Annotated in this window: 34 protein-coding genes and 1 other annotated feature; all 34 genes read left to right on the top strand. The window is 40.3% G+C overall.

Going from position 1 to position 25,981, the window contains the following annotated elements; translation table 11 throughout:
- The first annotated feature begins 8 nt into the window (after nucleotides 1–8).
- The 34 genes from JFT89_RS02855 (at nucleotide 9) to rplR (ending at nucleotide 25,977) form a co-directional block, all read left to right on the top strand.
- Complete coding sequence (locus tag JFT89_RS02855) at nucleotides 9–668, top strand: RNA polymerase factor sigma-70 (RefSeq protein WP_002009799.1); 660 nt, start codon at nucleotides 9–11, stop codon at nucleotides 666–668.
- Nucleotides 669–796: 128 nt separating this feature from the next.
- The gene (rpmG, locus tag JFT89_RS02850; protein ID WP_012260172.1) at nucleotides 797–943 is read left to right on the top strand and encodes a 50S ribosomal protein L33; all 147 of its coding nucleotides are present in this window, start codon (nucleotides 797–799) and stop codon (nucleotides 941–943) included.
- Between the two features lie 32 nt (nucleotides 944–975).
- A complete protein-coding gene (gene secE, locus JFT89_RS02845; RefSeq protein ID WP_002009797.1) occupies nucleotides 976–1,155 on the top strand; it encodes a preprotein translocase subunit SecE in 180 nt (59 codons plus the stop codon).
- Nucleotides 1,156–1,286: 131 nt separating this feature from the next.
- Nucleotides 1,287–1,820, top strand: a complete 534-nt coding sequence (nusG, locus tag JFT89_RS02840) for a transcription termination/antitermination protein NusG (RefSeq protein ID WP_002009795.1) — start codon at nucleotides 1,287–1,289, stop codon at nucleotides 1,818–1,820.
- A gap of 168 nt (nucleotides 1,821–1,988) precedes the next feature.
- Nucleotides 1,989–2,414 (top strand): 50S ribosomal protein L11, encoded by a 426-nt coding sequence (rplK, locus tag JFT89_RS02835; RefSeq protein WP_001085872.1) that lies wholly within the window; start codon nucleotides 1,989–1,991, stop codon nucleotides 2,412–2,414.
- Between the two features lie 180 nt (nucleotides 2,415–2,594).
- Nucleotides 2,595–3,287, top strand: a complete 693-nt coding sequence (gene rplA / locus JFT89_RS02830; protein ID WP_002009792.1) for a 50S ribosomal protein L1 — start codon at nucleotides 2,595–2,597, stop codon at nucleotides 3,285–3,287.
- Between the two features lie 49 nt (nucleotides 3,288–3,336).
- Nucleotides 3,337–3,482, top strand: a sequence feature (ribosomal protein L10 leader region).
- 39 nt (nucleotides 3,483–3,521) lie between these two features.
- Nucleotides 3,522–4,022: a 50S ribosomal protein L10 gene (gene rplJ / locus JFT89_RS02825; protein ID WP_002009790.1), complete on the top strand. Its 501-nt coding sequence runs from the start codon at nucleotides 3,522–3,524 to the stop codon at nucleotides 4,020–4,022.
- Between the two features lie 67 nt (nucleotides 4,023–4,089).
- Nucleotides 4,090–4,449, top strand: a complete 360-nt coding sequence (gene rplL, locus JFT89_RS02820; RefSeq protein WP_002009788.1) for a 50S ribosomal protein L7/L12 — start codon at nucleotides 4,090–4,092, stop codon at nucleotides 4,447–4,449.
- Nucleotides 4,450–4,525: 76 nt separating this feature from the next.
- Nucleotides 4,526–5,125 (top strand): class I SAM-dependent methyltransferase, encoded by a 600-nt coding sequence (locus tag JFT89_RS02815; protein ID WP_002124684.1) that lies wholly within the window; start codon nucleotides 4,526–4,528, stop codon nucleotides 5,123–5,125.
- A 291-nt stretch (nucleotides 5,126–5,416) separates the two neighbouring features.
- A complete protein-coding gene (rpoB, locus tag JFT89_RS02810; RefSeq protein WP_016095188.1) occupies nucleotides 5,417–8,950 on the top strand; it encodes a DNA-directed RNA polymerase subunit beta in 3,534 nt (1,177 codons plus the stop codon).
- A gap of 37 nt (nucleotides 8,951–8,987) precedes the next feature.
- Nucleotides 8,988–12,599, top strand: a complete 3,612-nt coding sequence (gene rpoC, locus JFT89_RS02805) for a DNA-directed RNA polymerase subunit beta' (protein ID WP_002063415.1) — start codon at nucleotides 8,988–8,990, stop codon at nucleotides 12,597–12,599.
- A gap of 113 nt (nucleotides 12,600–12,712) precedes the next feature.
- Nucleotides 12,713–12,961 carry a 50S ribosomal protein L7ae-like protein gene (locus tag JFT89_RS02800; RefSeq protein WP_000121833.1) on the top strand — a complete coding sequence of 83 codons (249 nt, stop codon included), beginning with the start codon at nucleotides 12,713–12,715 and terminating at the stop codon, nucleotides 12,959–12,961.
- Between the two features lie 114 nt (nucleotides 12,962–13,075).
- Entirely contained in the window at nucleotides 13,076–13,498 is a 423-nt protein-coding gene (gene rpsL, locus JFT89_RS02795) for a 30S ribosomal protein S12 (RefSeq protein ID WP_001142341.1), read from the top strand.
- A 29-nt stretch (nucleotides 13,499–13,527) separates the two neighbouring features.
- Nucleotides 13,528–13,998, top strand: a complete 471-nt coding sequence (gene rpsG / locus JFT89_RS02790; protein ID WP_002063416.1) for a 30S ribosomal protein S7 — start codon at nucleotides 13,528–13,530, stop codon at nucleotides 13,996–13,998.
- Nucleotides 13,999–14,204: 206 nt separating this feature from the next.
- Complete coding sequence (gene fusA, locus JFT89_RS02785; RefSeq protein ID WP_002139943.1) at nucleotides 14,205–16,283, top strand: elongation factor G; 2,079 nt, start codon at nucleotides 14,205–14,207, stop codon at nucleotides 16,281–16,283.
- Nucleotides 16,284–16,400: 117 nt separating this feature from the next.
- Nucleotides 16,401–17,591, top strand: coding sequence for an elongation factor Tu (gene tuf / locus JFT89_RS02780; protein ID WP_002009778.1), 1,191 nt, complete (start codon nucleotides 16,401–16,403; stop codon nucleotides 17,589–17,591).
- Between the two features lie 400 nt (nucleotides 17,592–17,991).
- A complete protein-coding gene (gene rpsJ, locus JFT89_RS02775) occupies nucleotides 17,992–18,300 on the top strand; it encodes a 30S ribosomal protein S10 (protein WP_001040595.1) in 309 nt (102 codons plus the stop codon).
- A 34-nt stretch (nucleotides 18,301–18,334) separates the two neighbouring features.
- Nucleotides 18,335–18,967, top strand: coding sequence for a 50S ribosomal protein L3 (gene rplC / locus JFT89_RS02770; protein ID WP_000160209.1), 633 nt, complete (start codon nucleotides 18,335–18,337; stop codon nucleotides 18,965–18,967).
- 25 nt (nucleotides 18,968–18,992) lie between these two features.
- Nucleotides 18,993–19,616: a 50S ribosomal protein L4 gene (rplD, locus tag JFT89_RS02765; RefSeq protein WP_001127261.1), complete on the top strand. Its 624-nt coding sequence runs from the start codon at nucleotides 18,993–18,995 to the stop codon at nucleotides 19,614–19,616.
- Nucleotides 19,616–19,906 carry a 50S ribosomal protein L23 gene (gene rplW / locus JFT89_RS02760; RefSeq protein ID WP_001205557.1) on the top strand — a complete coding sequence of 97 codons (291 nt, stop codon included), beginning with the start codon at nucleotides 19,616–19,618 and terminating at the stop codon, nucleotides 19,904–19,906. The genes rplD and rplW overlap by 1 nt, the downstream gene beginning before the upstream one ends.
- 28 nt (nucleotides 19,907–19,934) lie before the next feature.
- Nucleotides 19,935–20,765, top strand: coding sequence for a 50S ribosomal protein L2 (gene rplB, locus JFT89_RS02755; RefSeq protein WP_002063418.1), 831 nt, complete (start codon nucleotides 19,935–19,937; stop codon nucleotides 20,763–20,765).
- Between the two features lie 60 nt (nucleotides 20,766–20,825).
- Nucleotides 20,826–21,104: a 30S ribosomal protein S19 gene (gene rpsS / locus JFT89_RS02750; RefSeq protein WP_000124452.1), complete on the top strand. Its 279-nt coding sequence runs from the start codon at nucleotides 20,826–20,828 to the stop codon at nucleotides 21,102–21,104.
- A gap of 17 nt (nucleotides 21,105–21,121) precedes the next feature.
- Nucleotides 21,122–21,463: a 50S ribosomal protein L22 gene (rplV, locus tag JFT89_RS02745; RefSeq protein WP_002009773.1), complete on the top strand. Its 342-nt coding sequence runs from the start codon at nucleotides 21,122–21,124 to the stop codon at nucleotides 21,461–21,463.
- Between the two features lie 3 nt (nucleotides 21,464–21,466).
- A complete protein-coding gene (gene rpsC, locus JFT89_RS02740; RefSeq protein ID WP_002009771.1) occupies nucleotides 21,467–22,126 on the top strand; it encodes a 30S ribosomal protein S3 in 660 nt (219 codons plus the stop codon).
- Nucleotide 22,127: 1 nt separating this feature from the next.
- Nucleotides 22,128–22,562, top strand: a complete 435-nt coding sequence (gene rplP, locus JFT89_RS02735; protein ID WP_002063419.1) for a 50S ribosomal protein L16 — start codon at nucleotides 22,128–22,130, stop codon at nucleotides 22,560–22,562.
- Complete coding sequence (gene rpmC, locus JFT89_RS02730) at nucleotides 22,552–22,752, top strand: 50S ribosomal protein L29 (protein WP_002091523.1); 201 nt, start codon at nucleotides 22,552–22,554, stop codon at nucleotides 22,750–22,752. Before rplP ends, rpmC begins: the two co-directional genes overlap by 11 nt.
- 20 nt (nucleotides 22,753–22,772) lie before the next feature.
- Nucleotides 22,773–23,036 carry a 30S ribosomal protein S17 gene (gene rpsQ, locus JFT89_RS02725; protein WP_002091526.1) on the top strand — a complete coding sequence of 88 codons (264 nt, stop codon included), beginning with the start codon at nucleotides 22,773–22,775 and terminating at the stop codon, nucleotides 23,034–23,036.
- 43 nt (nucleotides 23,037–23,079) lie between these two features.
- Entirely contained in the window at nucleotides 23,080–23,448 is a 369-nt protein-coding gene (gene rplN, locus JFT89_RS02720; RefSeq protein WP_002063420.1) for a 50S ribosomal protein L14, read from the top strand.
- Between the two features lie 38 nt (nucleotides 23,449–23,486).
- The gene (gene rplX, locus JFT89_RS02715; protein WP_000558201.1) at nucleotides 23,487–23,798 is read left to right on the top strand and encodes a 50S ribosomal protein L24; all 312 of its coding nucleotides are present in this window, start codon (nucleotides 23,487–23,489) and stop codon (nucleotides 23,796–23,798) included.
- 26 nt (nucleotides 23,799–23,824) lie between these two features.
- Nucleotides 23,825–24,364 carry a 50S ribosomal protein L5 gene (rplE, locus tag JFT89_RS02710; protein WP_002091528.1) on the top strand — a complete coding sequence of 180 codons (540 nt, stop codon included), beginning with the start codon at nucleotides 23,825–23,827 and terminating at the stop codon, nucleotides 24,362–24,364.
- A gap of 33 nt (nucleotides 24,365–24,397) precedes the next feature.
- Nucleotides 24,398–24,583 (top strand): 30S ribosomal protein S14, encoded by a 186-nt coding sequence (rpsN, locus tag JFT89_RS02705; RefSeq protein ID WP_001085700.1) that lies wholly within the window; start codon nucleotides 24,398–24,400, stop codon nucleotides 24,581–24,583.
- A gap of 29 nt (nucleotides 24,584–24,612) precedes the next feature.
- Complete coding sequence (gene rpsH / locus JFT89_RS02700; RefSeq protein ID WP_002091529.1) at nucleotides 24,613–25,011, top strand: 30S ribosomal protein S8; 399 nt, start codon at nucleotides 24,613–24,615, stop codon at nucleotides 25,009–25,011.
- A gap of 32 nt (nucleotides 25,012–25,043) precedes the next feature.
- Nucleotides 25,044–25,583, top strand: coding sequence for a 50S ribosomal protein L6 (gene rplF, locus JFT89_RS02695; protein ID WP_002063425.1), 540 nt, complete (start codon nucleotides 25,044–25,046; stop codon nucleotides 25,581–25,583).
- Between the two features lie 31 nt (nucleotides 25,584–25,614).
- Entirely contained in the window at nucleotides 25,615–25,977 is a 363-nt protein-coding gene (gene rplR / locus JFT89_RS02690) for a 50S ribosomal protein L18 (RefSeq protein ID WP_002009761.1), read from the top strand.
- Nucleotides 25,978–25,981: the final 4 nt, after the last annotated feature.

Below are 25,981 nucleotides of genomic sequence, written 5' to 3'. Positions count from 1 at the left end.
GGATCAGGGTGGAAGCAGGCTTCGTAAGTGTAGGCGACGTTACATTTCGTGATTTAGAGGATGAGGCAATCGTTGAGTTAGTTCGAAAAGGTAATACTGACGCTCTAGAATATTTAATTCACAAATATAAGAACTTTGTTCGCGCGAAATCAAGATCTTATTTCTTAGTGGGTGCCGATCGAGAAGATATTGTTCAAGAAGGCATGATTGGATTGTTTAAAGCTATTCGTGATTATAAAGGGGACAAGCTGTCTTCGTTCAAAGCATTTGCTGAACTGTGTATCACTCGACAAATTATTACCGCTATTAAAACAGCAACAAGGCAAAAACATATTCCGTTAAATTCGTATGTGTCTTTAGACAAGCCAATTTACGATGAGGAATCTGATCGAACATTATTAGATGTTATTTCGGAATCGAAAGTAACTGATCCAGAAGAGATGATTATAAGTCAGGAAGAATATACAGACATAGAATCTAAAATATCTGAATTATTAAGCGATTTAGAAAGAAAAGTTCTCTCTTTATACTTAGATGGTCGTTCTTATCAAGAAATTTCAGAACAGTTAAACAGGCACGTGAAATCTATTGATAACGCATTGCAGCGTGTAAAAAGGAAATTAGAAAGATATATGGAGATGAGAGAGAGCACAACTTTAAATTCATAGCAAGTGCCGCAGGTGTAAAATAATTCACCTGTTTTCTTTTTGTTAAGAGAGTGAAAGTCATGACATTGACATTGTCTTTTGTTGTATGATACATTTTTAGGGACAATGTTACAAGGTTGGTGTAACTAATGAGGAAAAAAGTTGTACTCTCATGTGAAGAGTGTAAAAATCGAAACTACTCTACGATGAAAGATACGAGCTCAGTAGAGCGACTTGAGATAAAGAAGTTTTGTAAAACATGCAATAAGCATACAGTTCACAAAGAAACAAAATAAATAATTGAAATAATAAACTGGAGGTCCCGTAGATGCGTTTAACGAACTTTTTCGGCGATGTAGGTCGCGAAATGAAAAAAGTAAGTTGGCCTAAAAAAGATGAATTACTCCGATCAACAACGACTGTTATCGCGACAGTTGTGTTCTTTGCGATTTTCTTCGCAGTGGTTGATATGGGCATTTCTTCTTTAATTCGGTTAATTCTTGGTTAATTCTTGAATAAGAAGCACTTATCCATGATATAATGTTATTTATAAGAACTGTGTAAAAGCCCGGTGAACGGGTTTTTTCATTTGCGCAAAAAAATGTACGTCAGGGAGGGAAGGACGCTCGTCCTAAATGAATGGAAAAAAGTTGGTATGTTGTCCATACTTATTCTGGATATGAAAATAAAGTAAAAGCAAACCTAGAGAAACGTGTAGAATCAATGGGTATGCAAGATAAAATTTTCCGTGTTGTTGTCCCGGAAGAAGTAGAAGTAGAAATGAAAAATGGTAAAGAAAAAATAACGAAAAGAAAAGTGTTCCCAGGTTACGTATTAGTAGAACTAATCATGACTGACGATTCTTGGTATGTTGTTCGTAATACGCCAGGTGTAACAGGTTTTGTCGGTTCTTCTGGTTCAGGATCTAAACCATCGCCTCTATTAGAAGAGGAAGTTGTTACCATCATGAAGCATATGGGAATGGACAATGAAGTGGTTGATTTCGAATTTGAACTTCATGAAACAGTGCGTGTAAATGAGGGACCATTCGCGGATTATACAGGTGCGATTGAAGAAATTGATGTGGAAAAGAAAAAAGTTAGCGTGCTTGTAGACATGTTCGGTCGCGAGACTCCGGTTGAACTTGATTTCCATCAAATCGAAAAATTATAAAATGAAACTTGAAATGAATTGTAAAAAGTGATAATATCTTTTAAGTCAGTACGTCTTCGGTAACGGAGACGTTTTTTGAAAAAGATTTTATCATTATGATAAAATATGAAGTGGGAGGGCAAATCACTGCCCAATTGACCACATCACGGACTTAAGGAGGTGTGTCTCGTGGCTAAAAAGGTAATTAAAATGGTAAAACTTCAGATTCCTGCAGGTAAAGCTAATCCAGCTCCGCCGGTTGGTCCAGCATTAGGACAAGCAGGTGTTAACATCATGGGCTTCTGTAAAGAGTTTAACGCTCGTACAGCTGATCAAGCTGGTCTTATCATCCCTGTTGAAATTACGGTATTTGAGGACCGTTCATTCACTTTCATTACTAAAACTCCTCCTGCTGCTGTTCTTCTTAAGAAAGTAGCTGGTATTGAGTCTGGTTCTGGTGAACCAAACCGTAATAAAGTGGCAACTGTTAAGCGTGATAAAGTACGCGAAATCGCTGAAACTAAAATGCCTGACCTAAACGCTGCTAGCGTAGAAGCTGCAATGCGTATGGTTGAAGGTACTGCGCGCAGTATGGGCATCGTTATCGAAGACTAATTCGATTTGTTTTTTGTAAAAAAGGTTGCGGGTCTGGAATTCCAATTCGCAACCTTTATTATCGTAAATGATCATCATTTTTAAATAAATGGATGGGCGCACATCCTCGGGGGTTCCCGGAATGAAGGCGTAAACGTGGGAGGTTATTCCGCTAAAACCACATTCAAGGAGGAAACAAACATGGCTAAAAGAGGTAAAAAGTACGTTGAAGCTGCGAAGCTTGTTGATCGTGCATCTGCTTACTCTGCAACAGAAGCAGTAGAATTAGTAAAGAAAACAAACACAGCTAAATTTGATGCAACTGTAGAAGCTGCATTCCGTTTAGGTGTTGACCCTAAGAAAGCTGACCAACAAATTCGTGGTGCAGTTGTTCTTCCACACGGTACTGGTAAAGTACAACGTGTATTAGTATTCGCTAAAGGCGAAAAAGCAAAAGAAGCTGAAGCTGCTGGCGCTGAATTCGTAGGCGATGCTGATTACATCGGTAAAATCCAAAAAGGTTGGTTCGATTTCGATGTAGTAGTAGCAACTCCTGACATGATGGGTGAAGTTGGTAAACTTGGTCGTGTATTAGGACCTAAAGGTTTAATGCCAAACCCTAAAACTGGAACAGTTACTTTCGATGTAACTAAAGCTGTTAACGAAATCAAAGCTGGTAAAGTTGAATACCGCGTTGATAAAGCTGGTAACATCCACGTTCCAATCGGTAAAGTATCTTTCGAAGATGCTAAATTAGTAGAAAACTTCAAAACAATTGCTGACACGCTACAAAAAGCTAAGCCAGCTGCTGCAAAAGGTACTTACATGAAGAACGCAACTGTTGCTTCTACAATGGGACCTGGCGTACGCGTAGATGTTTCTACACTTGCGTAAAAATTGGAAGTTGACTTCATAAAGAAGTTTTAATATAATCATTTATGTTGTGAATTTTAATAGTGTACCGTAGACAGTAGGAGTCGATTCGACTTAATTTCCTACCTAGGTGTTAATATACGAAGCGGAATCTTTTTTCTGTGACTATATGCCTCCATGTCTACAAGTTGGGCATGGAGGTTTTTAGTGCACTTTCGGTACATCTTCTATATAATCTACAGGAGGTGTAATAACATGAGCAAAGTAATCGAAACTAAACAACAAGTTGTAACTGAAATCGCTGAAAAACTTCGCGCGAGTAAATCTACAATTGTTGTTGACTACCGTGGTTTAACAGTTTCTGAAGCAACAGAATTACGTAAAAACTTACGTGAAGCTGGCGTTGAGTTCAAAGTTTACAAAAACTCTTTAACTCGTCGTGCTGCAGAGTCTGCTGAAATGGCTGAGTTAAACGAATTCTTAACAGGACCAAACGCAATCGCGTTCAGTAACGAGGATGTAGTTGCTCCTGCGAAAGTATTAAACGACTTCGCTAAAAATCATGAAGCTTTAGAAATTAAAGCGGGCGTAATCGAAGGTAAACTTGTAACACTTGATGAGGTTAAAGCTATCGCTACTCTTCCATCACGTGAAGGCTTACTTTCTATGCTTCTTAGCGTTCTTCAAGCTCCAATCCGTAACCTTGCACTTGCTACTAAAGCAGTTGCAGATCAAAAGGAAGAGCAAGGCGCTTAATTTTTTAAAAGATAATTACTTGTTATCTATAAAACAATACAAACCTATTTAAGGGAGGATATTTACAATGACTAAAGAACAAATCATTGAAGCAGTTAAATCTATGACTGTATTAGAACTTAACGACTTAGTAAAAGCTATCGAGGAAGAATTCGGCGTAACTGCTGCTGCTCCTGTAGCTGTAGCTGGTGGCGCTGGTGAAGCTGCTGCTGAGCAAACTGAATTTGACGTAGTACTTGCAAGTGCTGGCGCTCAAAAAATCAAAGTTATCAAAGCTGTACGTGAAATCACTGGTCTTGGCTTAAAAGAAGCTAAAGAATTAGTTGACAACACTCCAAAAGCAATCAAAGAAGGCGTTACTAAAGAGGAAGCTGAAGAAATGAAAGCTAAACTTGAAGAAGTTGGCGCTGCTGTAGAAGTTAAGTAATTAACTTTTGGTGCTTTAAAAAAAGCTCGCTCTCATGCGAGCTTTTTTTTTAACTGTAAAGAAAAGAGGTGGCCATATGGCAGACCATTATTTTTCTAACGACCCTTCTAGTAAAAGTGATCGTAAACGATGGGAAGTTACACTTCGTGAATCTCGATTTACTTTTTTATCTGACCATGGGGTGTTCTCGAAAAACGAAGTGGACTTTGGTTCTCGTCTTTTAATTGAAGCGTTTCAAATGCCAGATGTTAAAGGTAATGTGTTAGACGTAGGATGTGGGTACGGTCCAATCGGTTTGTCGTTAGCGAAAGAGTTTCAAAATCGTGAAATTCACATGGTGGATGTGAATGAAAGGGCCTTGGGACTTGCAAAAGAAAATGCCGCTAATAACAGAATTGAAAATATACGTATTTTGCAAAGTAGTGTCTATGAAAATGTAGATGGCAAGTATGCTGTTATTCTATCTAATCCTCCAATTCGTGCTGGTAAAGATATCGTGCATGAGATTTTAGAAAAGGCTGTGGAGTATTTAGTTTCAGGTGGAGAATTGTGGATTGTTATTCAAAAGAAACAAGGTGCGCCATCTGCGATGAAAAAACTAGAAGAAGTATTTTCTGAAGTTGAAGTTGTAGAAAAGAAAAAAGGATATTATATCATAAAATCAAAAAAGCGTTGACGGTTATTTTTGGCTATGTTAACATTATACAATGCCAATATATGATTTTCTGCGTTGAGAAAGATGTATATTTTTGCTTCTCTTGGAAAAGATAGTAAAATCAGCAGATTATGAAACAGAATGATGGTTTTCTTATAGAAGCCATTTTTCTTTTTTGAGCAGGTAGAAAGACTCAACGTATCTATCTTTAAGAGAAAAAAACTACGCTAATAGCAGTAGTTGTATTTATTTGTGATTTTGCACAAATTTTTTTGTGCATTTATAATACTCATGATTTGAGGGGTGAAGCAGTTGACAGGTCAACTAGTTCAATACGGACGCCACCGCCAACGAAGAAGTTATGCCCGTATTAGTGAAGTATTAGAGTTACCAAATCTTATCGAAATTCAAACCTCTTCTTATCAGTGGTTTCTTGATGAGGGTTTGCGAGAAATGTTCCAAGACATTTCTCCGATCGAAGACTTTACGGGAAATCTATCGCTTGAATTTATCGACTACAGCTTGGGTGAACCTAAATACTCTGTAGAAGAATGCAAAGAGCGTGATGTGACGTATGCAGCACCACTTCGTGTAAAAGTGCGTCTAATCAACAAGGAAACTGGTGAAGTAAAAGAACAAGATGTGTTCATGGGAGATTTCCCACTCATGACAGAGACTGGAACATTCGTAATTAACGGTGCAGAACGTGTTATCGTTTCCCAGTTAGTTCGCTCTCCAAGCGTATACTATAGTGGCAAAGTGGATAAAAACGGAAAACGTGGTTTTACTGCTACTGTAATTCCAAACCGCGGAGCTTGGTTAGAGTATGAAACAGATGCTAAGGATGTTGTATATGTGCGTATTGACCGTACGCGTAAACTTCCTGTAACTGTTTTGTTACGCGCATTAGGGTTTGGCTCTGATCAAGAAATCACCGAGCTTTTAGGTGATAACGAATACTTAAGCAATACGTTAGAAAAAGACAACACAGATAGCACAGAGAAAGCATTGCTTGAAATTTATGAGCGTCTACGCCCTGGTGAACCACCAACAGTAGAAAATGCAAAGAGCTTACTTGTGTCTCGTTTCTTTGATCCGAAGCGCTACGATTTAGCAAATGTAGGTCGCTATAAGATCAACAAAAAGCTACACATTAAAAACAGATTGTTTAACCAACGTTTAGCTGAAACACTGGTGGATCCAGAAACTGGTGAAATTTTAGCGGCAGAAGGAACAGTCTTAGATCGTCGTACACTGGATCGCATTCTACCTTACTTAGAGAAAAACATTGGATTCAAAACAGCGAAACCAATGGGTGGAGTGGTAGCAGGCGATGTTGAGCTGCAATCTATTAAGATTTATGCTCCAGAATCAGAAGGCGAACGATCTATAAACGTAATTGGGAATGCAAATATTACTCGTGATATAAAACACATCACACCAGGTGATATTCTTGCTTCTATTAGCTACTTCTTTAACTTGCTATATAAAGTAGGGGATACAGATGATATTGACCACTTAGGAAATCGTCGTCTGCGTTCTGTAGGAGAGTTACTACAAAACCAGTTCCGTATCGGTCTTTCTCGTATGGAACGTGTTGTTCGTGAGAGAATGTCGATTCAAGATACAAATGCAATTACACCACAAGCGTTAATTAACATTCGCCCGGTTATTGCATCTATTAAAGAGTTCTTCGGAAGTTCTCAGTTATCTCAGTTCATGGATCAAACAAACCCATTAGCAGAGTTAACTCACAAACGAAGACTATCTGCATTAGGACCCGGTGGTTTAACGCGTGAGCGCGCAGGCTTTGAAGTACGTGACGTTCACTACTCTCACTATGGTCGTATGTGTCCAATTGAAACGCCAGAGGGACCAAACATCGGTTTGATTAACTCATTATCTTCGTTTGCGAAAGTAAATGAGTTTGGTTTCATTGAAACGCCATACCGTCGTGTTGACCCAGAAACTGGTCTTGTAACAGGGCAGGTTGATTATTTAACAGCAGATGAAGAAGATAACTATGTTGTAGCCCAAGCGAATATGAAATTATCTGAAGTAGGGGAATTCCTTGATGAAGATATCGTAGCTCGTTTCCGTGGTGAAAACATTGTCACAAATAAAGAACGCATCGACTACATGGATGTATCTCCAAAACAAGTAGTGTCGGCAGCGACAGCTTGTATTCCGTTCTTAGAAAACGATGACTCTAACCGCGCACTTATGGGAGCGAACATGCAACGTCAGGCGGTTCCGTTAATAAATCCGGAATCTCCGATTGTAGGTACAGGTATGGAGTACGTATCAGCAAAAGACTCAGGTGCTGCAGTAATCTGTAAACAGCCTGGTGTTGTTGAGCGCGTAGAAGCACGTGAAGTTTGGGTACGTCGCTATATAGACGTTGACGGTCAAACAGTAAAAGGCGACTTAGATCGCTACAAAATGCAAAAATTCATTCGTTCTAACCAAGGAACTTGCTACAACCAACGTCCAATCGTAAGTGTTGGAGACCAAGTTGTAAAAGGTGAAATCCTTGCGGATGGTCCTTCTATGGAACTAGGTGAACTGGCGCTTGGACGTAACGTGCTTGTTGGCTTTATGACATGGGACGGTTATAACTATGAGGATGCGATCATCATGAGTGAGCGCCTTGTAAAAGATGATGTGTACACTTCTATCCATATTGAAGAATATGAATCAGAAGCTCGTGATACGAAGCTTGGACCAGAAGAAATTACACGTGATATCCCGAATGTTGGAGAAGATGCACTTCGTAATCTTGACGAGCGCGGTATTATTCGCGTCGGTGCTGAAGTAAAAGATGGAGATCTACTTGTTGGTAAAGTAACGCCAAAAGGTGTAACTGAATTAACGGCAGAAGAACGTCTATTACATGCAATCTTCGGTGAAAAAGCACGTGAAGTACGTGATACATCACTACGTGTACCACACGGTGGTGGCGGTATTATCTTAGACGTAAAAGTGTTTAACCGTGAAGATGGCGATGAATTGCCACCAGGCGTGAATCAACTTGTACGTGCATATATCGTTCAAAAGCGTAAAATTTCTGAAGGTGACAAAATGGCCGGTCGTCATGGTAACAAAGGTGTTATTTCTCGTATTTTACCGGAAGAAGATATGCCTTACTTACCAGATGGTACGCCAATCGATATCATGTTAAACCCATTAGGGGTACCATCTCGTATGAATATCGGTCAGGTATTAGAGCTTCATCTTGGTATGGCAGCAAGATACCTTGGTATTCACATTGCAACACCGGTATTCGATGGTGCTCGTGAGGAAGATGTATGGGGCACAATTGAAGAAGCTGGTATGGCAAATGACGCGAAAACAATCCTGTATGACGGACGTACTGGTGAGCCATTCGATAACCGTGTATCTGTTGGTGTCATGTATATGATCAAACTTGCGCACATGGTTGACGATAAACTTCATGCTCGTTCTACTGGACCATACTCACTTGTAACGCAGCAACCTCTTGGAGGTAAAGCTCAGTTCGGTGGACAGCGTTTCGGTGAGATGGAGGTTTGGGCACTTGAAGCTTATGGTGCTGCTTATACTCTTCAAGAAATCTTAACAGTGAAGTCTGATGATGTTATTGGACGTGTTAAGACGTATGAAGCAATTGTTAAAGGTGAAAATGTTCCAGAACCAGGCGTTCCTGAATCATTCAAAGTATTGATTAAAGAACTGCAAAGTTTAGGTATGGACGTTAAAATGATGTCTATCAACGATACAGAAATTGAAATGCGTGATACGGAAGATGACGATGATCATCAATCAGCAGATAAATTGAATGTTGAAGTTGAGACAACTAAGGAATAATTGGGATAACCTGTAGACTAAAAGGGAGGTAGGCCCCTTGATAGATGTAAATAACTTTGAATATATGAAGATTGGACTTGCTTCACCTGACAAGATTCGTTCTTGGTCATACGGTGAAGTTAAGAAACCAGAAACAATTAACTATCGTACGTTAAAGCCTGAAAAAGATGGCTTGTTCTGTGAGCGTATTTTCGGACCACAAAAGGACTGGGAATGTCATTGCGGAAAATATAAACGTGTACGTTATAAAGGTGTAGTTTGTGATCGATGTGGCGTTGAAGTAACGCGTGCAAAAGTTCGTCGTGAACGTATGGGTCATATCGAATTAGCTGCTCCTGTATCTCATATTTGGTATTTCAAAGGTATCCCGAGCCGCATGGGACTTGTCTTAGACATGTCCCCTCGCGCGCTTGAAGAAGTAATTTATTTCGCTTCTTATGTTGTAACAGAAAGTGGAGATACACCACTTGATAAGAAGCAATTACTTTCTGAAAAAGAATACCGTGCATATCGTGATCGATATGGCAGTACATTCCATGCTGCTATGGGTGCAGAAGCGATTAAAAAATTACTGCAAGACATCGATTTAGATAAAGAAGTAGACTTCTTAAAAGAAGAATTAAAAACAGCACAAGGACAACGCCGTACTCGTGCTATTAAACGTCTAGAAGTATTAGAAGCATTCCGTAACTCTGGAAATCACCCATCTTGGATGATCTTAGAGGTTCTTCCAGTTATCCCACCAGAACTACGCCCGATGGTACAGTTAGATGGTGGACGTTTTGCTACTTCTGACTTAAACGACTTATATCGTCGTGTAATTAACCGTAACAACCGTTTAAAACGTCTATTGGACTTAGGTGCACCAAGCATCATCGTTCAAAACGAAAAACGTATGTTACAAGAAGCTGTAGACGCATTAATCGATAATGGTCGCCGTGGCCGTCCAGTTACTGGACCAGGTAACCGTCCATTAAAATCACTATCTCACATGCTTAAAGGTAAACAAGGACGTTTCCGTCAAAACTTATTAGGTAAACGTGTTGACTACTCTGGCCGTTCTGTAATCGTTGTAGGACCGAACTTAAAGATGTACCAATGTGGATTACCGAAAGAAATGGCACTGGAATTGTTTAAACCTTTCGTTATGAAAGAGTTAGTTGGAAAAGGATTAGCACACAACATTAAGAGTGCTAAACGTAAAATCGAGCGTGTACACCCTGAAGTTTGGGACGTTTTAGAATCTGTGATCAAAGAGCATCCAGTACTTCTAAACCGCGCACCAACACTTCACCGTCTTGGTATCCAGGCGTTTGAACCTACACTAGTAGAAGGTCGTGCAATCCGTCTTCACCCACTTGTATGTACTGCATACAACGCGGACTTTGACGGTGACCAAATGGCGGTTCACGTTCCGTTATCATCAGAGGCACAAGCAGAAGCTCGTATTCTTATGTTAGCGGCACAAAACATCTTGAATCCAAAAGACGGAAAACCAGTTGTTACTCCATCTCAGGATATGGTATTAGGTAACTATTACTTAACACTTGAGCGCGAGGGTGCAATCGGTGAAGGTATGGTCTTCAAAGATGCAAACGAAGCAATACTTGCATACCAAAATGGATATGTACATCTGCACACACGTGTTGCAGTTGCTGCGAGTTCGGTAAATAATGTAACATTTACTGAAGAGCAAAAGAGTAAGCTTCTATTAACAACAGTTGGTAAATTAATATTTAACGAAATCTTACCAGAGTCGTTCCCTTATATTAATGAACCAACAAACTCAAACCTTGAAAAAGAAACACCAGCGGAATATTTCGTTGAAAAAGGTGCGAACATTAAAGAAATTATTGCTAGTCGCGAAGAAGTGGCGCCATTTAGCAAGAAAATCCTTGGTAACATTATTGCGGAAGTATTCAAGCGTTTCCAAATTACGGAAACATCTCGCATGCTTGACCGTATGAAAAACTTAGGATTTAAATACTCTACAAAAGCTGGTATTACAGTTGGGGTATCAGACATTCTTGTATTAGGCGAAAAAAATGAAATTCTCCATGAAGCACAAGCAAAAGTAGATAATGTAATTAAACAATTCCGTCGCGGTTTAATCACGGAAGAAGAACGTTACGATCGCGTTATCTCTATTTGGAGTAATGCAAAAGATGTTATCCAAGGAAAACTGATGAAATCCTTGAATAAACGCAACCCAATCTTCATGATGAGTGATTCCGGTGCCCGTGGTAACGCATCGAACTTTACTCAGCTTGCTGGTATGCGTGGTCTGATGGCCAATCCATCTGGTCGTATCATTGAGCTTCCGATCAAATCAAGTTTCCGTGAAGGTTTAACAGTACTTGAGTACTTCATCTCTACGCATGGTGCGCGTAAAGGTCTTGCCGATACAGCACTTAAAACTGCCGATTCTGGTTACTTAACACGTCGTCTTGTAGACGTTGCACAAGATGTAATTGTTCGTCAAGATGATTGTGGAACAGATCGTGGTTTACTAATTGGTGCGATTAAAGAGGGTAATGAAGTTATTGAGTCACTATATGATCGTCTTGTTGGACGTTTTGCGAGAAAAACTGTAAAACATCCTGAAACAGGTGAAGTATTAATTGCTGAAAATCAATTAATTACTGAAGACATTGCTCATATCGTTGAAAAGTCGGGTGTTGAAACTGTAAACATTCGTTCAGCGTTTACGTGTAATACTCGCCATGGTGTATGTAAGAAGTGTTACGGTCGTAACTTAGCAACTGGTACAGACGTAGAAGTAGGAGAAGCGGTAGGTATTATCGCAGCTCAATCTATCGGTGAGCCAGGTACACAGTTAACGATGCGTACGTTCCATACAGGTGGGGTTGCCGGAGATGATATCACACAAGGTTTACCTCGTATCCAAGAGATCTTCGAAGCTCGTAATCCGAAGGGTCAGGCAGTTATCAGTGAAATTGACGGTGTTATCGCAGCGATCAACGATGTTAAAGATCGCCAAGAAGTAGTTGTACAGGGTGAAGTTGAAGCTCGTACGTATGCTATTCCTTACGGTGCTCGTCTGAAAGTAACTCTAGGACAGCCAATTAGCCACGGTAAAGAGTTAACAGAAGGTTCTATTGATCCGAAGGAATTACTAAAAGTAACGGACATTACAGCAGTTCAAGAATACTTATTACGTGAAGTTCAAAAAGTATACCGTATGCAAGGGGTAGAAATTGGTGACAAACACGTAGAAGTAATGGTACGTCAAATGCTACGTAAAGTTCGTGTAAGTGATGCGGGTGAAACAGATGTATTGCCAGGAACGTTACTAGATATCCATCAGTTTACTGATGCGAATGCGAAGGTGTTACTGAAAGGTAAACAACCAGCAACGGCTAGACCGGTTCTACTTGGTATTACAAAAGCTTCACTTGAGACAGATTCGTTCTTATCTGCGGCGTCATTCCAAGAAACAACTCGTGTTCTAACAGATGCAGCAATTAAGGGTAAACGCGATGAACTTCTAGGATTGAAAGAGAATGTTATTATCGGTAAGCTTGTTCCTGCTGGAACAGGTATGAATCGTTATCGCAAAGTGGATCTTGTAAAAACAACACAAGATAACATGAATGTAGAAAACGATGAAGTTTATGTGGAACAGTAAAATTTTCCGTCGTAAATTTTGTATAAAAACAGCTAATCCTAGTTGACATTGTATGAGACAAAATGTTACTATAATCAAGGTTGCTCCTGAACGATGCTTTGGAGGATATTTATATGTCTTATCAAAAAGTGTCAAATGCTGAAAATGTAGTCGTTGGTCATAAACGAACATTGGAAGCAATCAAAAATGGTATAGTTAAAGAAGTTGTTATTGCGGAAGATGCTGATGTGCGGTTAACCCATGTGATCATTCGTACTGCCTTGCAACATAACATACCCATAACCAAAGTTGAATCAGTTCGTAAGCTTGGAAAAGTTTCGGGGATTCAAGTGGGAGCTTCAGCAATAGGAATAATAAGTTAAAACTGTTTTTGTGAGGAGAGAGCATTTGCTCTTCCTTGCAAAAACTTTGTTTTCAACTAATAATGAACCACCTGGATATGTGGTCATACAAACATGCGAAGGGAGGATAATCAAATGCCTACTATTAACCAATTAGTGAGAAATGGTCGTACTGATAAAGTATGGAAGTCTAAATCACCTGCGTTAAACAAAGGTTTTAATTCTTTAAAGAAAAAATCAACTGATATCTCTGCACCTCAAAAACGTGGTGTGTGTACTCGTGTTGGTACAATGACTCCGAAGAAACCGAACTCAGCGTTACGTAAATACGCTCGTGTACGTTTAACAAATGGTATTGAAGTTACAGCTTACATCCCAGGTATCGGTCATAACCTACAAGAGCATAGCGTAGTATTAATTCGCGGTGGTCGAGTAAAGGATTTACCAGGGGTACGTTACCACATCGTTCGTGGTGCGCTTGATACAGCTGGTGTTGACAAACGTATGCAAGGACGTTCTAAATATGGTACTAAGCGACCAAAACCTGCTAAAAAATAATAAATTTATAATGAAAGGAGGAACTCAATATGCCTCGTAAAGGACCTGTTGCGAAACGTGACGTGTTACCAGATCCAATGTACAATTCTAAGCTTGTAACACGCCTAATCAACAAAATGATGGTTGACGGTAAAAAAGGTAAATCTCAAACAATTCTTTATAACGCTTTCGAAATCGTTCGTGAACGTTCAGATAAAGAACCAATGGAAGTATTCGAGCAAGCTCTTAAGAACATCATGCCTGTTCTTGAAGTACGCGCTCGTCGTGTTGGTGGTGCTAACTACCAAGTTCCAGTTGAGGTTCGTCCAGAACGCCGTACAACTTTAGGTCTTCGCTGGTTAGTAAACTATGCTCGTCTTCGTGGTGAAAAAACTATGGAAGAGCGTCTAGCTTACGAAATCTTAGATGCATCTAACAACGCTGGTGCAGCTGTTAAGAAACGTGAAGATACTCATAAAATGGCAGAAGCTAACAAAGCATTTGCTCATTACCGTTGGTAGGATTCAACGTAAAATAAATGTAAGCATAAACCGCTTTATTTGTCGCTTATGGAAGTGTGGAGAGGGAGAATGCCTCTCCCTTTCGTTGGGCGCTCGTTTTACATAATGAGGGTACTGGACACTGGCATATGTAACAATATAAAGTGGCTTTTTTGCTACTTAAAATAAAATAATCCAATCCATATATGGAAGGAGCAAGACACCAAATGACTAGAGAGTTCTCTTTAGAAAACACTCGTAATATTGGTATCATGGCTCACATCGATGCTGGTAAAACAACAGCAACTGAGCGTATTCTGTATTACACAGGACGTATTCATAAAATCGGTGAAACTCATGAAGGTGCATCTCAGATGGACTGGATGGAGCAAGAGCAAGAACGTGGTATCACAATTACTTCTGCTGCAACTACAGCACAATGGAAAGGTCACCGTGTAAATATCATTGACACTCCAGGACACGTAGATTTCACAGTAGAAGTAGAACGTTCTTTACGCGTACTTGATGGCGCAGTAGCAGTACTTGATGCACAATCTGGTGTAGAACCACAAACAGAAACTGTTTGGCGTCAGGCTACTACTTATGGTGTACCTCGTATCGTATTCGTTAACAAAATGGATAAGATTGGTGCAGATTTCTTATACTCTGTAGGAACAATCCACGATCGTTTACAAGCAAACGCACATCCAATTCAGTTACCAATCGGTGCTGAAGACGAGTTCAATGGTATTATTGACCTTGTTGAAGAGTGTGCTTACATGTACAGTAACGATTTAGGAACAGACATCGAGCGTGTTGAAATTCCTGAAGAGCACAAAGAATTAGCTGAAGAATACCGTGGAAAACTTATTGAAGCGGTAGCTGAGCTTGATGAAGAAATGATGATGAAGTACCTAGAAGGTGAAGAAATCACTGTAGAAGAGCTTAAAGCTGGTATCCGTAAGGCTACAACTTCTGTTGAATTCTTCCCAGTAATCTGTGGTTCTGCATTCAAAAATAAAGGTGTTCAAATTCTGTTAGACGCAGTTATTGACTACCTACCATCTCCATTAGATGTACCTGCTATTAAAGGTACTCTTCCGGATACGGAGGAAGCTATCGAGCGTAAGTCTAGCGATGAAGAACCATTCGCAGCTCTAGCATTCAAAATCATGACTGACCCTTATGTTGGTAAGTTAACGTTCTTCCGTGTATATTCTGGTGTGTTAAACTCTGGATCATACGTGAAAAACTCAACTAAAGGTAAGCGTGAGCGTGTAGGTCGTATCCTACAAATGCACGCTAACAGCCGTGAAGAGATTTCAACAGTTTACGCTGGTGATATCGCTGCTGCTGTAGGTTTAAAAGATACTACTACTGGTGATACTCTTTGTGACGAGAAGAGCCTTGTTATCCTTGAGTCTATGGAATTCCCAGAGCCAGTTATCTCTGTAGCTATCGAACCAAAATCTAAAGCTGACCAAGATAAAATGGGTACAGCATTATCTAAGCTTTCTGAAGAAGATCCAACATTCCGTGCTCACACTGACCAAGAAACTGGCCAAACAATCATCGCTGGTATGGGTGAACTTCACCTTGATATCATTGTTGACCGTATGCGCCGTGAATTCAAAGTGGAAGCAAACGTTGGTGCTCCTCAGGTAGCATACCGTGAGACTTTCCGCGCTGCTGCGAAAGTTGAAGGTAAGTTCGCTCGTCAATCTGGTGGTCGTGGACAATTCGGTCACGTTTGGATTGAGTTTGAACCTAATGAAGAAGGTAAAGGATTCGAATTCCAAAACAAGGTAGTCGGTGGTGTAGTTCCACGTGAATACATCCCAGCTGTTGGAGCGGGTCTTGAAGACGCACTTAAAAATGGTGTACTAGCTGGTTATCCACTAGTTGATATTAAAGCTGCGTTAGTTGACGGATCTTACCATGATGTCGATTCATCTGAGATGGCGTTCAAAATCGCTGCATCTATGGCGCTTAAAGCTGCGGTTTCTAAATGTAGCCCAGTAATTCTTGAGCCAATGATGAAAGTTGAAGTTGTAATTCCTGAAGAGTACATGGGTGACATTATGGGCGACGTAACATCTCGTCGTGGACGTGTAGAAGGTATGGAAGCTCGCGGTAACGCACAAGTTGTTCGCGCTATGGTTCCACTTTCTGAAATGTTCGGTTATGCAACGGCATTACGTTCTAACACTCAAGGACGCGGAACATTCTCAATGACATTTGATCATTATGAAGAAGTACCGAAGTCTGTTTCTGAAGAAATTATTAAAAAAAATAAAGGTGAATAATTGATTTTTATCGATTGTTCAAGTATAACTACTTATGTAAGCTTAGAAAGTGAGACGCAAGTTTCACTTTCTAGTCTAAATATAAAATAACCCATATAAACTAAGGAGGAATTTAGAATGGCTAAAGCTAAATTCGAACGTTCTAAACCCCATGTTAACATCGGTACAATCGGCCACGTTGACCATGGTAAAACTACATTAACTGCTGCGATCACTACAGTTCTTGCAAAAGCTGGTGGTGCTGAAGCACGCGGATACGATCAAATCGACGCTGCTCCAGAAGAAAGAGAGCGCGGAATCACAATCTCAACTGCACACGTTGAGTACGAAACTGAAACTCGTCACTATGCACACGTTGACTGCCCAGGTCATGCTGACTATGTTAAAAACATGATCACTGGTGCTGCTCAAATGGACGGCGGTATCTTAGTAGTATCTGCTGCTGATGGTCCAATGCCTCAAACACGTGAGCACATCCTTCTTTCTCGTCAAGTAGGTGTTCCTTACATCGTTGTATTCTTAAACAAATGCGACATGGTAGATGACGAAGAATTATTAGAATTAGTAGAAATGGAAGTTCGCGACCTATTATCTGAATACGGATTCCCAGGCGACGATATTCCTGTAATTAAAGGTTCTGCTCTTAAAGCTCTTCAAGGAGAAGCTGAGTGGGAAGAAAAAATCATCGAATTAATGACTGAAGTTGATGCTTACATCCCAACTCCAGAACGTGAAACTGACAAACCATTCTTAATGCCTATCGAGGATGTATTCTCTATCACAGGTCGTGGTACAGTTGCAACTGGTCGTGTTGAGCGTGGAATCGTTAAAGTTGGTGACGTAGTAGAAATCATCGGTCTTGCTGAAGAGAATGCTACTACAACTGTAACTGGTGTAGAAATGTTCCGTAAGCTTCTTGACCAAGCTCAAGCTGGAGACAACATCGGTGCTCTACTTCGTGGGGTTGCTCGTGAAGACATCCAACGTGGACAAGTTCTTGCTAAAACTGGCTCTGTAAAAGCACACGCTAAATTCAAAGCTGAGGTTTTCGTATTATCTAAAGAAGAAGGTGGACGTCATACTCCATTCTTCGCTAACTACCGTCCACAGTTCTACTTCCGTACAACTGACGTAACTGGTATCATCCAATTACCAGAAGGTACTGAAATGGTAATGCCTGGTGACAACATCGAAATGACTATCGAACTTATCGCTCCAATCGCTATCGAAGAGGGAACTAAATTCTCTATTCGTGAAGGTGGACGTACAGTAGGTTACGGTGTAGTTGCTACAATCGTTGCTGAGTAGTCTTTAATTAGATTATTAAAAACTCAAGGGATTCTCCCTTGAGTTTTTTTATTGCTTATTACTATAGAAGAAAGAGATGTATCTTCTATTTTTGGATGAGTTTCTTCTATAGTATATAAAACGAAAACAACACCCAAAAACTGTAAGGTGAATAAGAGTAGATGAAAACTTGATATTCTTTAAAGTGCCATGTATAATAGCAAAAGTAGAGAAAAGCAGATGCGAACAAAAAGATGCTTGCATCTAGACGAATAACATTGTATAATAGACAATGTTGGTCTTTGACTGCGATGAAGTGGAAGGTTGCTGACACACCCGGCCGCTTTGCCATGGCATGGTGTGGGGAAATTTCCATGGAGAAGGTCTATTTTAGAAATAGGCGAACGAAGGAGGGAAAATAATGGCAAAAGAAAAAATTCGTATCCGTTTAAAAGCTTATGATCACCGTATTCTTGATCAATCAGCTGAGAAAATTGTAGAAACAGCTAAGCGTTCTGGGGCAACAGTTTCTGGTCCGATCCCATTACCAACTGAGAAGACTATTTACACAATTCTTCGTGCTGTTCATAAGTACAAAGATTCTCGTGAACAATTCGAAATGCGCACGCACAAACGTCTAATCGACATCGTGAGTCCTACTCCGCAAACAGTAGATTCATTAATGCGTTTAGATTTACCATCTGGTGTAGATATCGAAATCAAACTATAATTCATATAACTTAAAAATGTAGGAGGTGTAACTCATGACCAAAGGAATCTTAGGAAGAAAGATCGGTATGACTCAAGTATTTGCTGAGAACGGTGAGTTAATCCCAGTAACGGTAATCGCTGCTAATCCAAACGTTGTTCTTCAAAAGAAAACAACTGAAACTGATGGCTACAACGCAATTCAGTTAGGATTTGAAGATAAACGTGAAAAGTTAACTAACAAACCTGAACAAGGCCACACTGCTAAAGCATCTACAACTCCTAAGCGCTTCATTCGCGAAATCCGCGATGCAGACGTGGACGGATTAGAGGTTGGTCAAGAGGTAAAAGTTGAAGTTTTCGCTGCAGGTGAAATCGTTGACGTAACAGGAATTTCTAAAGGTAAAGGTTTCCAAGGTGTTATTAAACGCCACGGACAATCTCGCGGACCTATGTCTCATGGTTCTCGCTATCACCGTCGTCCAGGTTCAATGGGGCCAGTTGCTCCGAACCGTGTATTCAAAGGCAAAAAACTTGCTGGACGTATGGGTGGAGACCAAGTTACTATCCAAAACTTAGAAATCGTTCAAGTTGACACTGAGCGCAACTTATTACTAGTAAAAGGTAACGTTCCAGGTGCTAAGAAATCTCTTGTAGTTGTTCAAGGCGCTGTGAAGGTTAGCAAATAATTCACAATAGGAAGGAGGAATTCCAATGCCAAAAGTTACTGTATATAACCAAACTGGTTCACAGGTTGGTGAAATCGAATTAGCTGAAGCTATTTTCGGTATCGAACCAAATGAAGCTGTACTATTTGAAGCTGTAATGATGCAACGTGCATCTTTACGTCAAGGTACACACAAAGTAAAAACTCGCTCTGAAGTTCGCGGTGGTGGTCGTAAACCATGGCGTCAAAAAGGAACTGGACGTGCTCGTCAAGGTTCTATCCGCTCTCCTCAATGGCGTGGTGGTGGTACGGTATTCGGACCTACACCAAGAAGCTATGCGTACAAACTTCCTAAGAAAGTTCGTCGTTTAGCAATCAAATCTGCATTAGCTACTAAAGTAGTTGAGAACAACATTGTAGTTCTTGAGGACCTAGTGTTAAATGCACCAAAAACAAAAGACATGGTAGCAGTACTTAAAGGGTTAACTGTTGAGAAGAAAGCTCTTATCGTAACTGCTGATGCAAACGAATCTGTAGAGTTATCTGCTCGCAATATCCCTGGAGTAACAGTAATCACTGCTGATGGCGTAAACGTGCTAGATGTGCTTCATCATGATAAGCTAATCATGACAAAAGCGGCAGTGGAAAAAGTAGAGGAGGTGCTTGCATAATGAGAGATCCTCGTGATATCATTAAGCGCCCAGTTATCACTGAACGTTCTATGGAAATGATGGCTGAAAAAAAATACACGTTCGACGTGGACGTTAAATCTAATAAAACAGAGGTTAAAGACGCTATAGAAGCGATCTTTGGTGTTAATGTAGACAAAGTAAATATCATGAACTACAAGCCGAAAGCAAAACGTGTTGGTCGTCACGCTGGTTTTACTAGCCGTCGTCGTAAAGCAATCGTTAAGCTAACTGCTGACAGCAAAGAAATCGAAATCTTCCAAGGCGTTTAATTCTTACTAAAGAAGGAGGGAAATTGAGATGGGAATTAAAAAGTATAATCCAACTACTAACGGTCGTCGTAACATGACTACGAATGATTTCGCTGAAATCACGACTGACAGACCGGAAAAGTCTTTACTTGCTCCTTTAAGCAAAAAGGCTGGTCGTAATAACCAAGGTAAAATTACTGTACGTCATCAAGGTGGCGGACATAAGCGTCAATACCGTATCATCGACTTTAAGCGTAACAAAGATGGAATTCCAGGACGCGTTGCTACGATCGAATACGATCCAAACCGCTCTGCGAATATCGCATTAATTAACTACGTTGACGGTGAAAAACGTTACATTCTTGCTCCTAAAACTTTAGAAGTAGGTATGGAAGTTATGTCTGGTCCTGAATCTGACATTAAAATCGGTAACGCATTACCATTAATCAACATTCCAGTAGGTACTGTTGTTCATAATATCGAGCTTAAGCCTGGCCGTGGAGGACAATTAGTCCGTTCTGCTGGTACGTCTGCTCAAGTACTTGGTAAAGAAGGAAAATACGTACTTGTACGTTTAACTTCTGGTGAAGTACGTTTAGTATTATCTGCTTGTCGCGCTTCAATCGGTCAAGTTGGTAACGAACAACACGAACTTATCAAAATCGGTAAAGCAGGTCGCTCTCGCTGGTTAGGTAAGCGCCCAACAGTTCGTGGTTCTGTAATGAACCCGGTTGATCACCCACACGGTGGTGGTGAAGGACGCTCTCCAATCGGACGTAAGTCTCCAATGTCTCCATGGGGTAAACCAACTCTTGGATTCAAGACTCGTAAGAAAAACAAAGCGTCTGATAAATTTATCGTTCGTCGTCGTAAAAAATAATGGGATTGTAGTACGGTTCATTTCAAGAACCGTACGCCAATCACGAAGGGAGGCACCAAAATGGCTCGTAGCTTAAAAAAAGGACCATTTGTCGATGATCACTTAATGAACAAAATGGAAAAATTAGTTGCATCTGAGCAAAAACAAGTTGTTAAAACTTGGTCTCGCCGTTCAACAATCTTCCCTCAGTTCATCGGACATACAATTGCTGTATATGATGGTCGTAAACACGTACCTGTGTACATCACTGAGGATATGGTTGGCCATAAGTTAGGTGAATTCGCACCAACTCGTACGTATAAAGGTCACCTTGCTGACGATAAGAAAACTAGAAGATAATGAGAGGAGGCACTTCAATGCAAGCTAAAGCAGTAGTGAGAACAGTTCGTATTGCTCCTCGTAAGGTTCGTTTAGTAGTAGACTTAATCCGAGGTAAGCAAGTGGGTGAAGCGATTGCTATCCTTAACCACACACCAAAAACTGCTTCTCCAGTTGTAGAAAAAGTTTTAAAATCTGCAATCGCAAATGCAGAGCACAATTATGAGATGGATATTAACAACCTAGTTGTTGAAAAAGTCTTCGTTGACGAAGGTCCAACGTTGAAACGTTTCCGTCCACGTGCAATGGGTCGTGCAAGCCAAATTAACAAACGCACAAGCCACATCACAGTTGTGGTATCAGAAAAGAAGGAGGGATAATCGATGGGTCAGAAGGTTAATCCAATTGGTCTTCGTGTCGGTATTATCCGCGACTGGGAATCTCGTTGGTTCGCTGAGAAAGATTATGCTACGTTATTACATGAAGACATCAAAATCCGTGAGTACATTACTGTACGCTTAAAAGATTCTGCTGTTGCTAAAGTAGAAATCGAACGTGCAGCAAATCGTGTAAATGTTACAATTCACACTGCAAAACCTGGTATGGTAATTGGTAAAGGTGGTACTGAAGTTGAAGCACTTCGTAAAGCTCTTAACCAATTAACAGGCAAGCGTGTACACATTAACATTTTAGAAGTTAAGAGAGCTGATCTTAACGCTAAATTAGTAGGCGAAAACATCGCTCGTCAATTAGAAAACCGTGTATCATTCCGTCGTGCACAAAAGCAAGTTATTCAACGTGCTATGCGTGCAGGAGCAAAAGGTATTAAAACACAGGTTTCTGGTCGTCTTGGCGGAGCTGATATCGCTCGTGCAGAATCTTACAGTGAAGGAACTGTTCCACTTCATACACTTCGCGCTGATATTGACTATGCAGCAGTTGAAGCTGATACAACATACGGTAAATTAGGCGTAAAAGTATGGATCTACCGTGGAGAAGTCCTTCCTACAAAAAAGAAAGCTTCTGAGGAAGGAGGAAAATAATATGTTAATGCCTAAACGCGTAAAATATCGTAGAGAGCATCGTGGTAAAATGCGTGGTCGTGCAAAAGGTGGAACTGAAATCGCTTTTGGTGAATTTGGTTTACAAGCACTAGCTGCTTCATGGATTACAAACCGTCAAATCGAAGCTGCTCGTCGTGCAATGACTCGTCACATGAAACGTGGCGGTAAAGTATGGATTAAAATTTTCCCTTCTAAACCTTACACTGCAAAACCTCTAGAAGTACGTATGGGTTCCGGTAAAGGGGCACCAGAAGGCTGGGTAGCAGTAGTAAAACCTGGGAAAATTATGTTTGAAATTGCGGGTGTATCTGAAGAGGTAGCACGCGAAGCATTACGTCTTGCAGCTCACAAGTTACCTGTGAAATGTAAATTCGTAAAACGTGAAGAAAATGGTGGTGAATCTAATGAAAACTAATGATATTCGTGAATTAACCACTGCCGAAATCGAAACAAAAGTTAAAGCTTTAAAGGAAGAGTTGTTTAATCTTCGCTTCCAACTTGCTACAGGACAATTAGAGAACCCAACTCGCATCCGTGAAGTACGTAAAGCGATTGCTCGTATGAAAACTGTAGTTTGTGAAAGAGAGATCGGAATTAATCGATAAATTGAGGGGAGGTTTGCATAGTGAGCGAACGTAACCAACGCAAAGTTTATACTGGTCGTGTTGTTTCTGACAAAATGGACAAAACGATTACAGTTTTAGTTGAAACTTACAAAACTCATTCCTTATACGGAAAACGTGTTAAGTATTCTAAAAAGTATAAAGCCCATGATGAGCAAAACCAAGCGAAACTTGGCGATATCGTTAAAATCATGGAAACTCGCCCGCTTTCTGCTACTAAGCGTTTCCGTTTAGTTGAAATCGTTGAAGAAGCGGTTGTTATCTAAATAGACGAATCGGAATTTTTAGTCCGAAGGGAGGTTTCATAACATGATCCAACAAGAATCTCGTTTGAAAGTTGCTGACAACTCTGGTGCACGTGAACTTTTAACAATTAAAGTATTAGGCGGCTCTGGTCGTAAATATGCTTATATTGGTGATATTATCGTTGCTACGGTAAAACAAGCAACACCAGGTGGCGTTGTTAAAAAAGGTGACGTTGTTAAGGCAGTAGTGGTACGTACGAAGAGCGGAGCTCGTCGTCCGGACGGTTCTTACATTAAATTTGATGAAAACGCAGCGGTTATCATCAAAGACGATAAGAGCCCACGTGGTACTCGTATCTTCGGACCAGTAGCTCGTGAATTACGTGATAGCAACTTCATGAAGATCGTTTCTTTAGCTCCAGAAGTTCTATAATTTAAGGTATTGCCTTGCTAAGGAGGTGCAGAATTAAGATGCATGTAAAAAAAGGTGATAAAGTTCAGGTAATCACTGGTAAAGACAAAGGAAAACAAGGTGTTATCCTTGTGGCTTTCCCAAAGCAAAACCGTGTTATCGTTGAGGGTGTTAACATCGTTAAAAAACACTCTAAGCCATCTCAATTAAATCCACAAGGTGGAATTATTACGAAAGAAGCACCTATTCACGTTTCTAATGTTATGGTATTAGATCCGAAAACAGGCGAACCTACTCGCGTAGGCTTCAAAGTAGAAGATGGTAAAAAAGTGCGTATTGCAAAAAAATCTGGTGAATTATTAGATAAATAATTTTCTTAAGAAAGGAGGTCACTTCATTGAATCGCCTTAAAGAGAAGTTCCAAAAGGAAATTACTCCTGCTCTAATGAGCAAGTTTAACTATAAATCTGTGATGGAAGTACCGAAAATCGAAAAGATCGTAATCAACACTGGTGTTGGTGACGCGGTATCTAACTCAAAAGCTTTAGACAATGCAGTAGAAGAATTAACTCAAATCGCAGGTCAAAAACCTGTTGTAACTCGCGCTAAAAAATCAATCGCTGGTTTCCGTCTTCGTGAAGGTATGCCAATCGGTGCGAAAGTAACTTTACGCGGTCAGCAAATGTATGAGTTCTTCGACAAATTAGTATCAGTTTCTTTACCACGTGTACGTGATTTCCGTGGTGTTTCTAAGAAATCATTTGATGGTCGTGGGAACTACACATTAGGTGTTAAAGAGCAACTAATTTTCCCTGAGATTGATTATGATAAAGTAAGTAAAGTCCGAGGTATGGACATCGTAATCGTTACTACAGCGAAAACTGATGAAGAAGCTCGTGAACTTTTAACACAATTCGGTATGCCATTCCAAAAATAATGGAAGCCAACGCTAAGTAGAGGAGGCGAAAACGTGGCTAAAAAATCTATGATCGCGAAACAAAAGCGTACTCCTAAGTTTAAAGTACAAGAGTATACACGTTGCGAACGCTGCGGTCGTCCGCATTCTGTATACCGCAAATTTAAGCTTTGCCGTATTTGTTTCCGTGAACTTGCATATAAAGGTCAAATTCCTGGTGTTAAAAAAGCTAGTTGGTAAAACCCACAAATGGGAAGGAGGTAAAACACATGGTGATGACAGATCCAATTGCAGACATGCTTACTCGCATCCGTAATGCGAATATGGTACGTCATGAGAAATTAGAGGTTCCTGCTTCTAAAATCAAAAAAGAGATCGCTGATCTTTTAAAGCGTGAAGGTTTCATTCGTGATGTAGAATACATCGGGGATAACAAACAAGGTATCCTTCGTATTTTCCTGAAATATGGTGCAAACAATGAACGTGTAATCACTGGATTAAAGCGTATCAGTAAACCTGGCTTACGCGTTTACGCAAAAGCTGATGAAGTACCTCGTGTACTTAACGGATTAGGTATCGCTCTTGTTTCTACATCTAAGGGAGTAATGACAGACAAAGATGCTCGTCAATTACAAACTGGTGGAGAAGTAGTAGCATACGTTTGGTAATATATATTTAAAACGAACGGAGGTGTGACCACATGTCTCGTATTGGTAAAAAGATTCTTGAAATCCCTGCAGGTGTTACTATTACAGTTGCAGAAGACAATACTGTAACAGTAAAAGGCCCTAAAGGTGAATTAACTCGTACTTTCAAAACTGATATGTCTATCAAAATTGAAGAAAATACACTAACAGTTGAGCGTCCATCTGAACAGAAGGAACACCGTGCATTACACGGTACAACTCGTGCTTTAATCGGAAACATGGTTGAAGGTGTAACTACAGGTTTTGCACGCGGACTTGAATTAGTCGGTGTTGGTTACCGTGCTCAAAAACAAGGTGATAAACTTGTTTTAAGCGTAGGTTATTCTCATCCAGTAGAAATGACTCCAGAAGCAGGACTTGAAGTTGAAGTACCTGTACCAACTAAAATCGTAATTAAAGGTATCGACAAGCAACGTGTTGGCGAATTTGCTGCTAACATCCGTGCTGTACGTGCTCCTGAGCCATATAAAGGTAAAGGTATTCGTTACGAAGGCGAAGTTGTTCGTCGTAAAGAAGGTAAAACTGCTAAGTAAACCCGTTAGGTGAAAGAAAGGAGTGACAAGAATGATCACTAAAGCTGCTAAAAATGCGACTCGTAAGAAAAGACATGCACGTGTACGTGCTAAACTTACTGGTACTGCAGAACGTCCACGTTTAAACGTGTACCGTTCTAACCAACATATTTACGCTCAAGTTATTGATGATGTAAATGGTGTAACATTAGTAAGTGCATCTACTCTTGATAAAGACCTTGCTCTTAACGGTACTAGCAATACTGAAGCTGCTACGAAAGTTGGAGAATCAGTTGCTAAGCGTGCTGTAGAGAAAGGCGTTAAAGAAGTAGTATTTGATCGCGGTGGTTACTTATACCATGGCCGTGTTAAAGCTCTAGCTGAAGCTGCTCGTGAGGCTGGATTACAATTTTAATGGT

Origin of the sequence: Bacillus sp. TH25 (assembly GCF_016650935.1) — a bacterium.
Taxonomy (GTDB): Bacteria; Bacillota; Bacilli; order Bacillales; family Bacillaceae_G; genus Bacillus_A; species Bacillus_A mycoides.
Note: the sequence above shows the minus strand (reverse complement) of the source record. Positions and strands in the feature narration are given on the sequence as shown.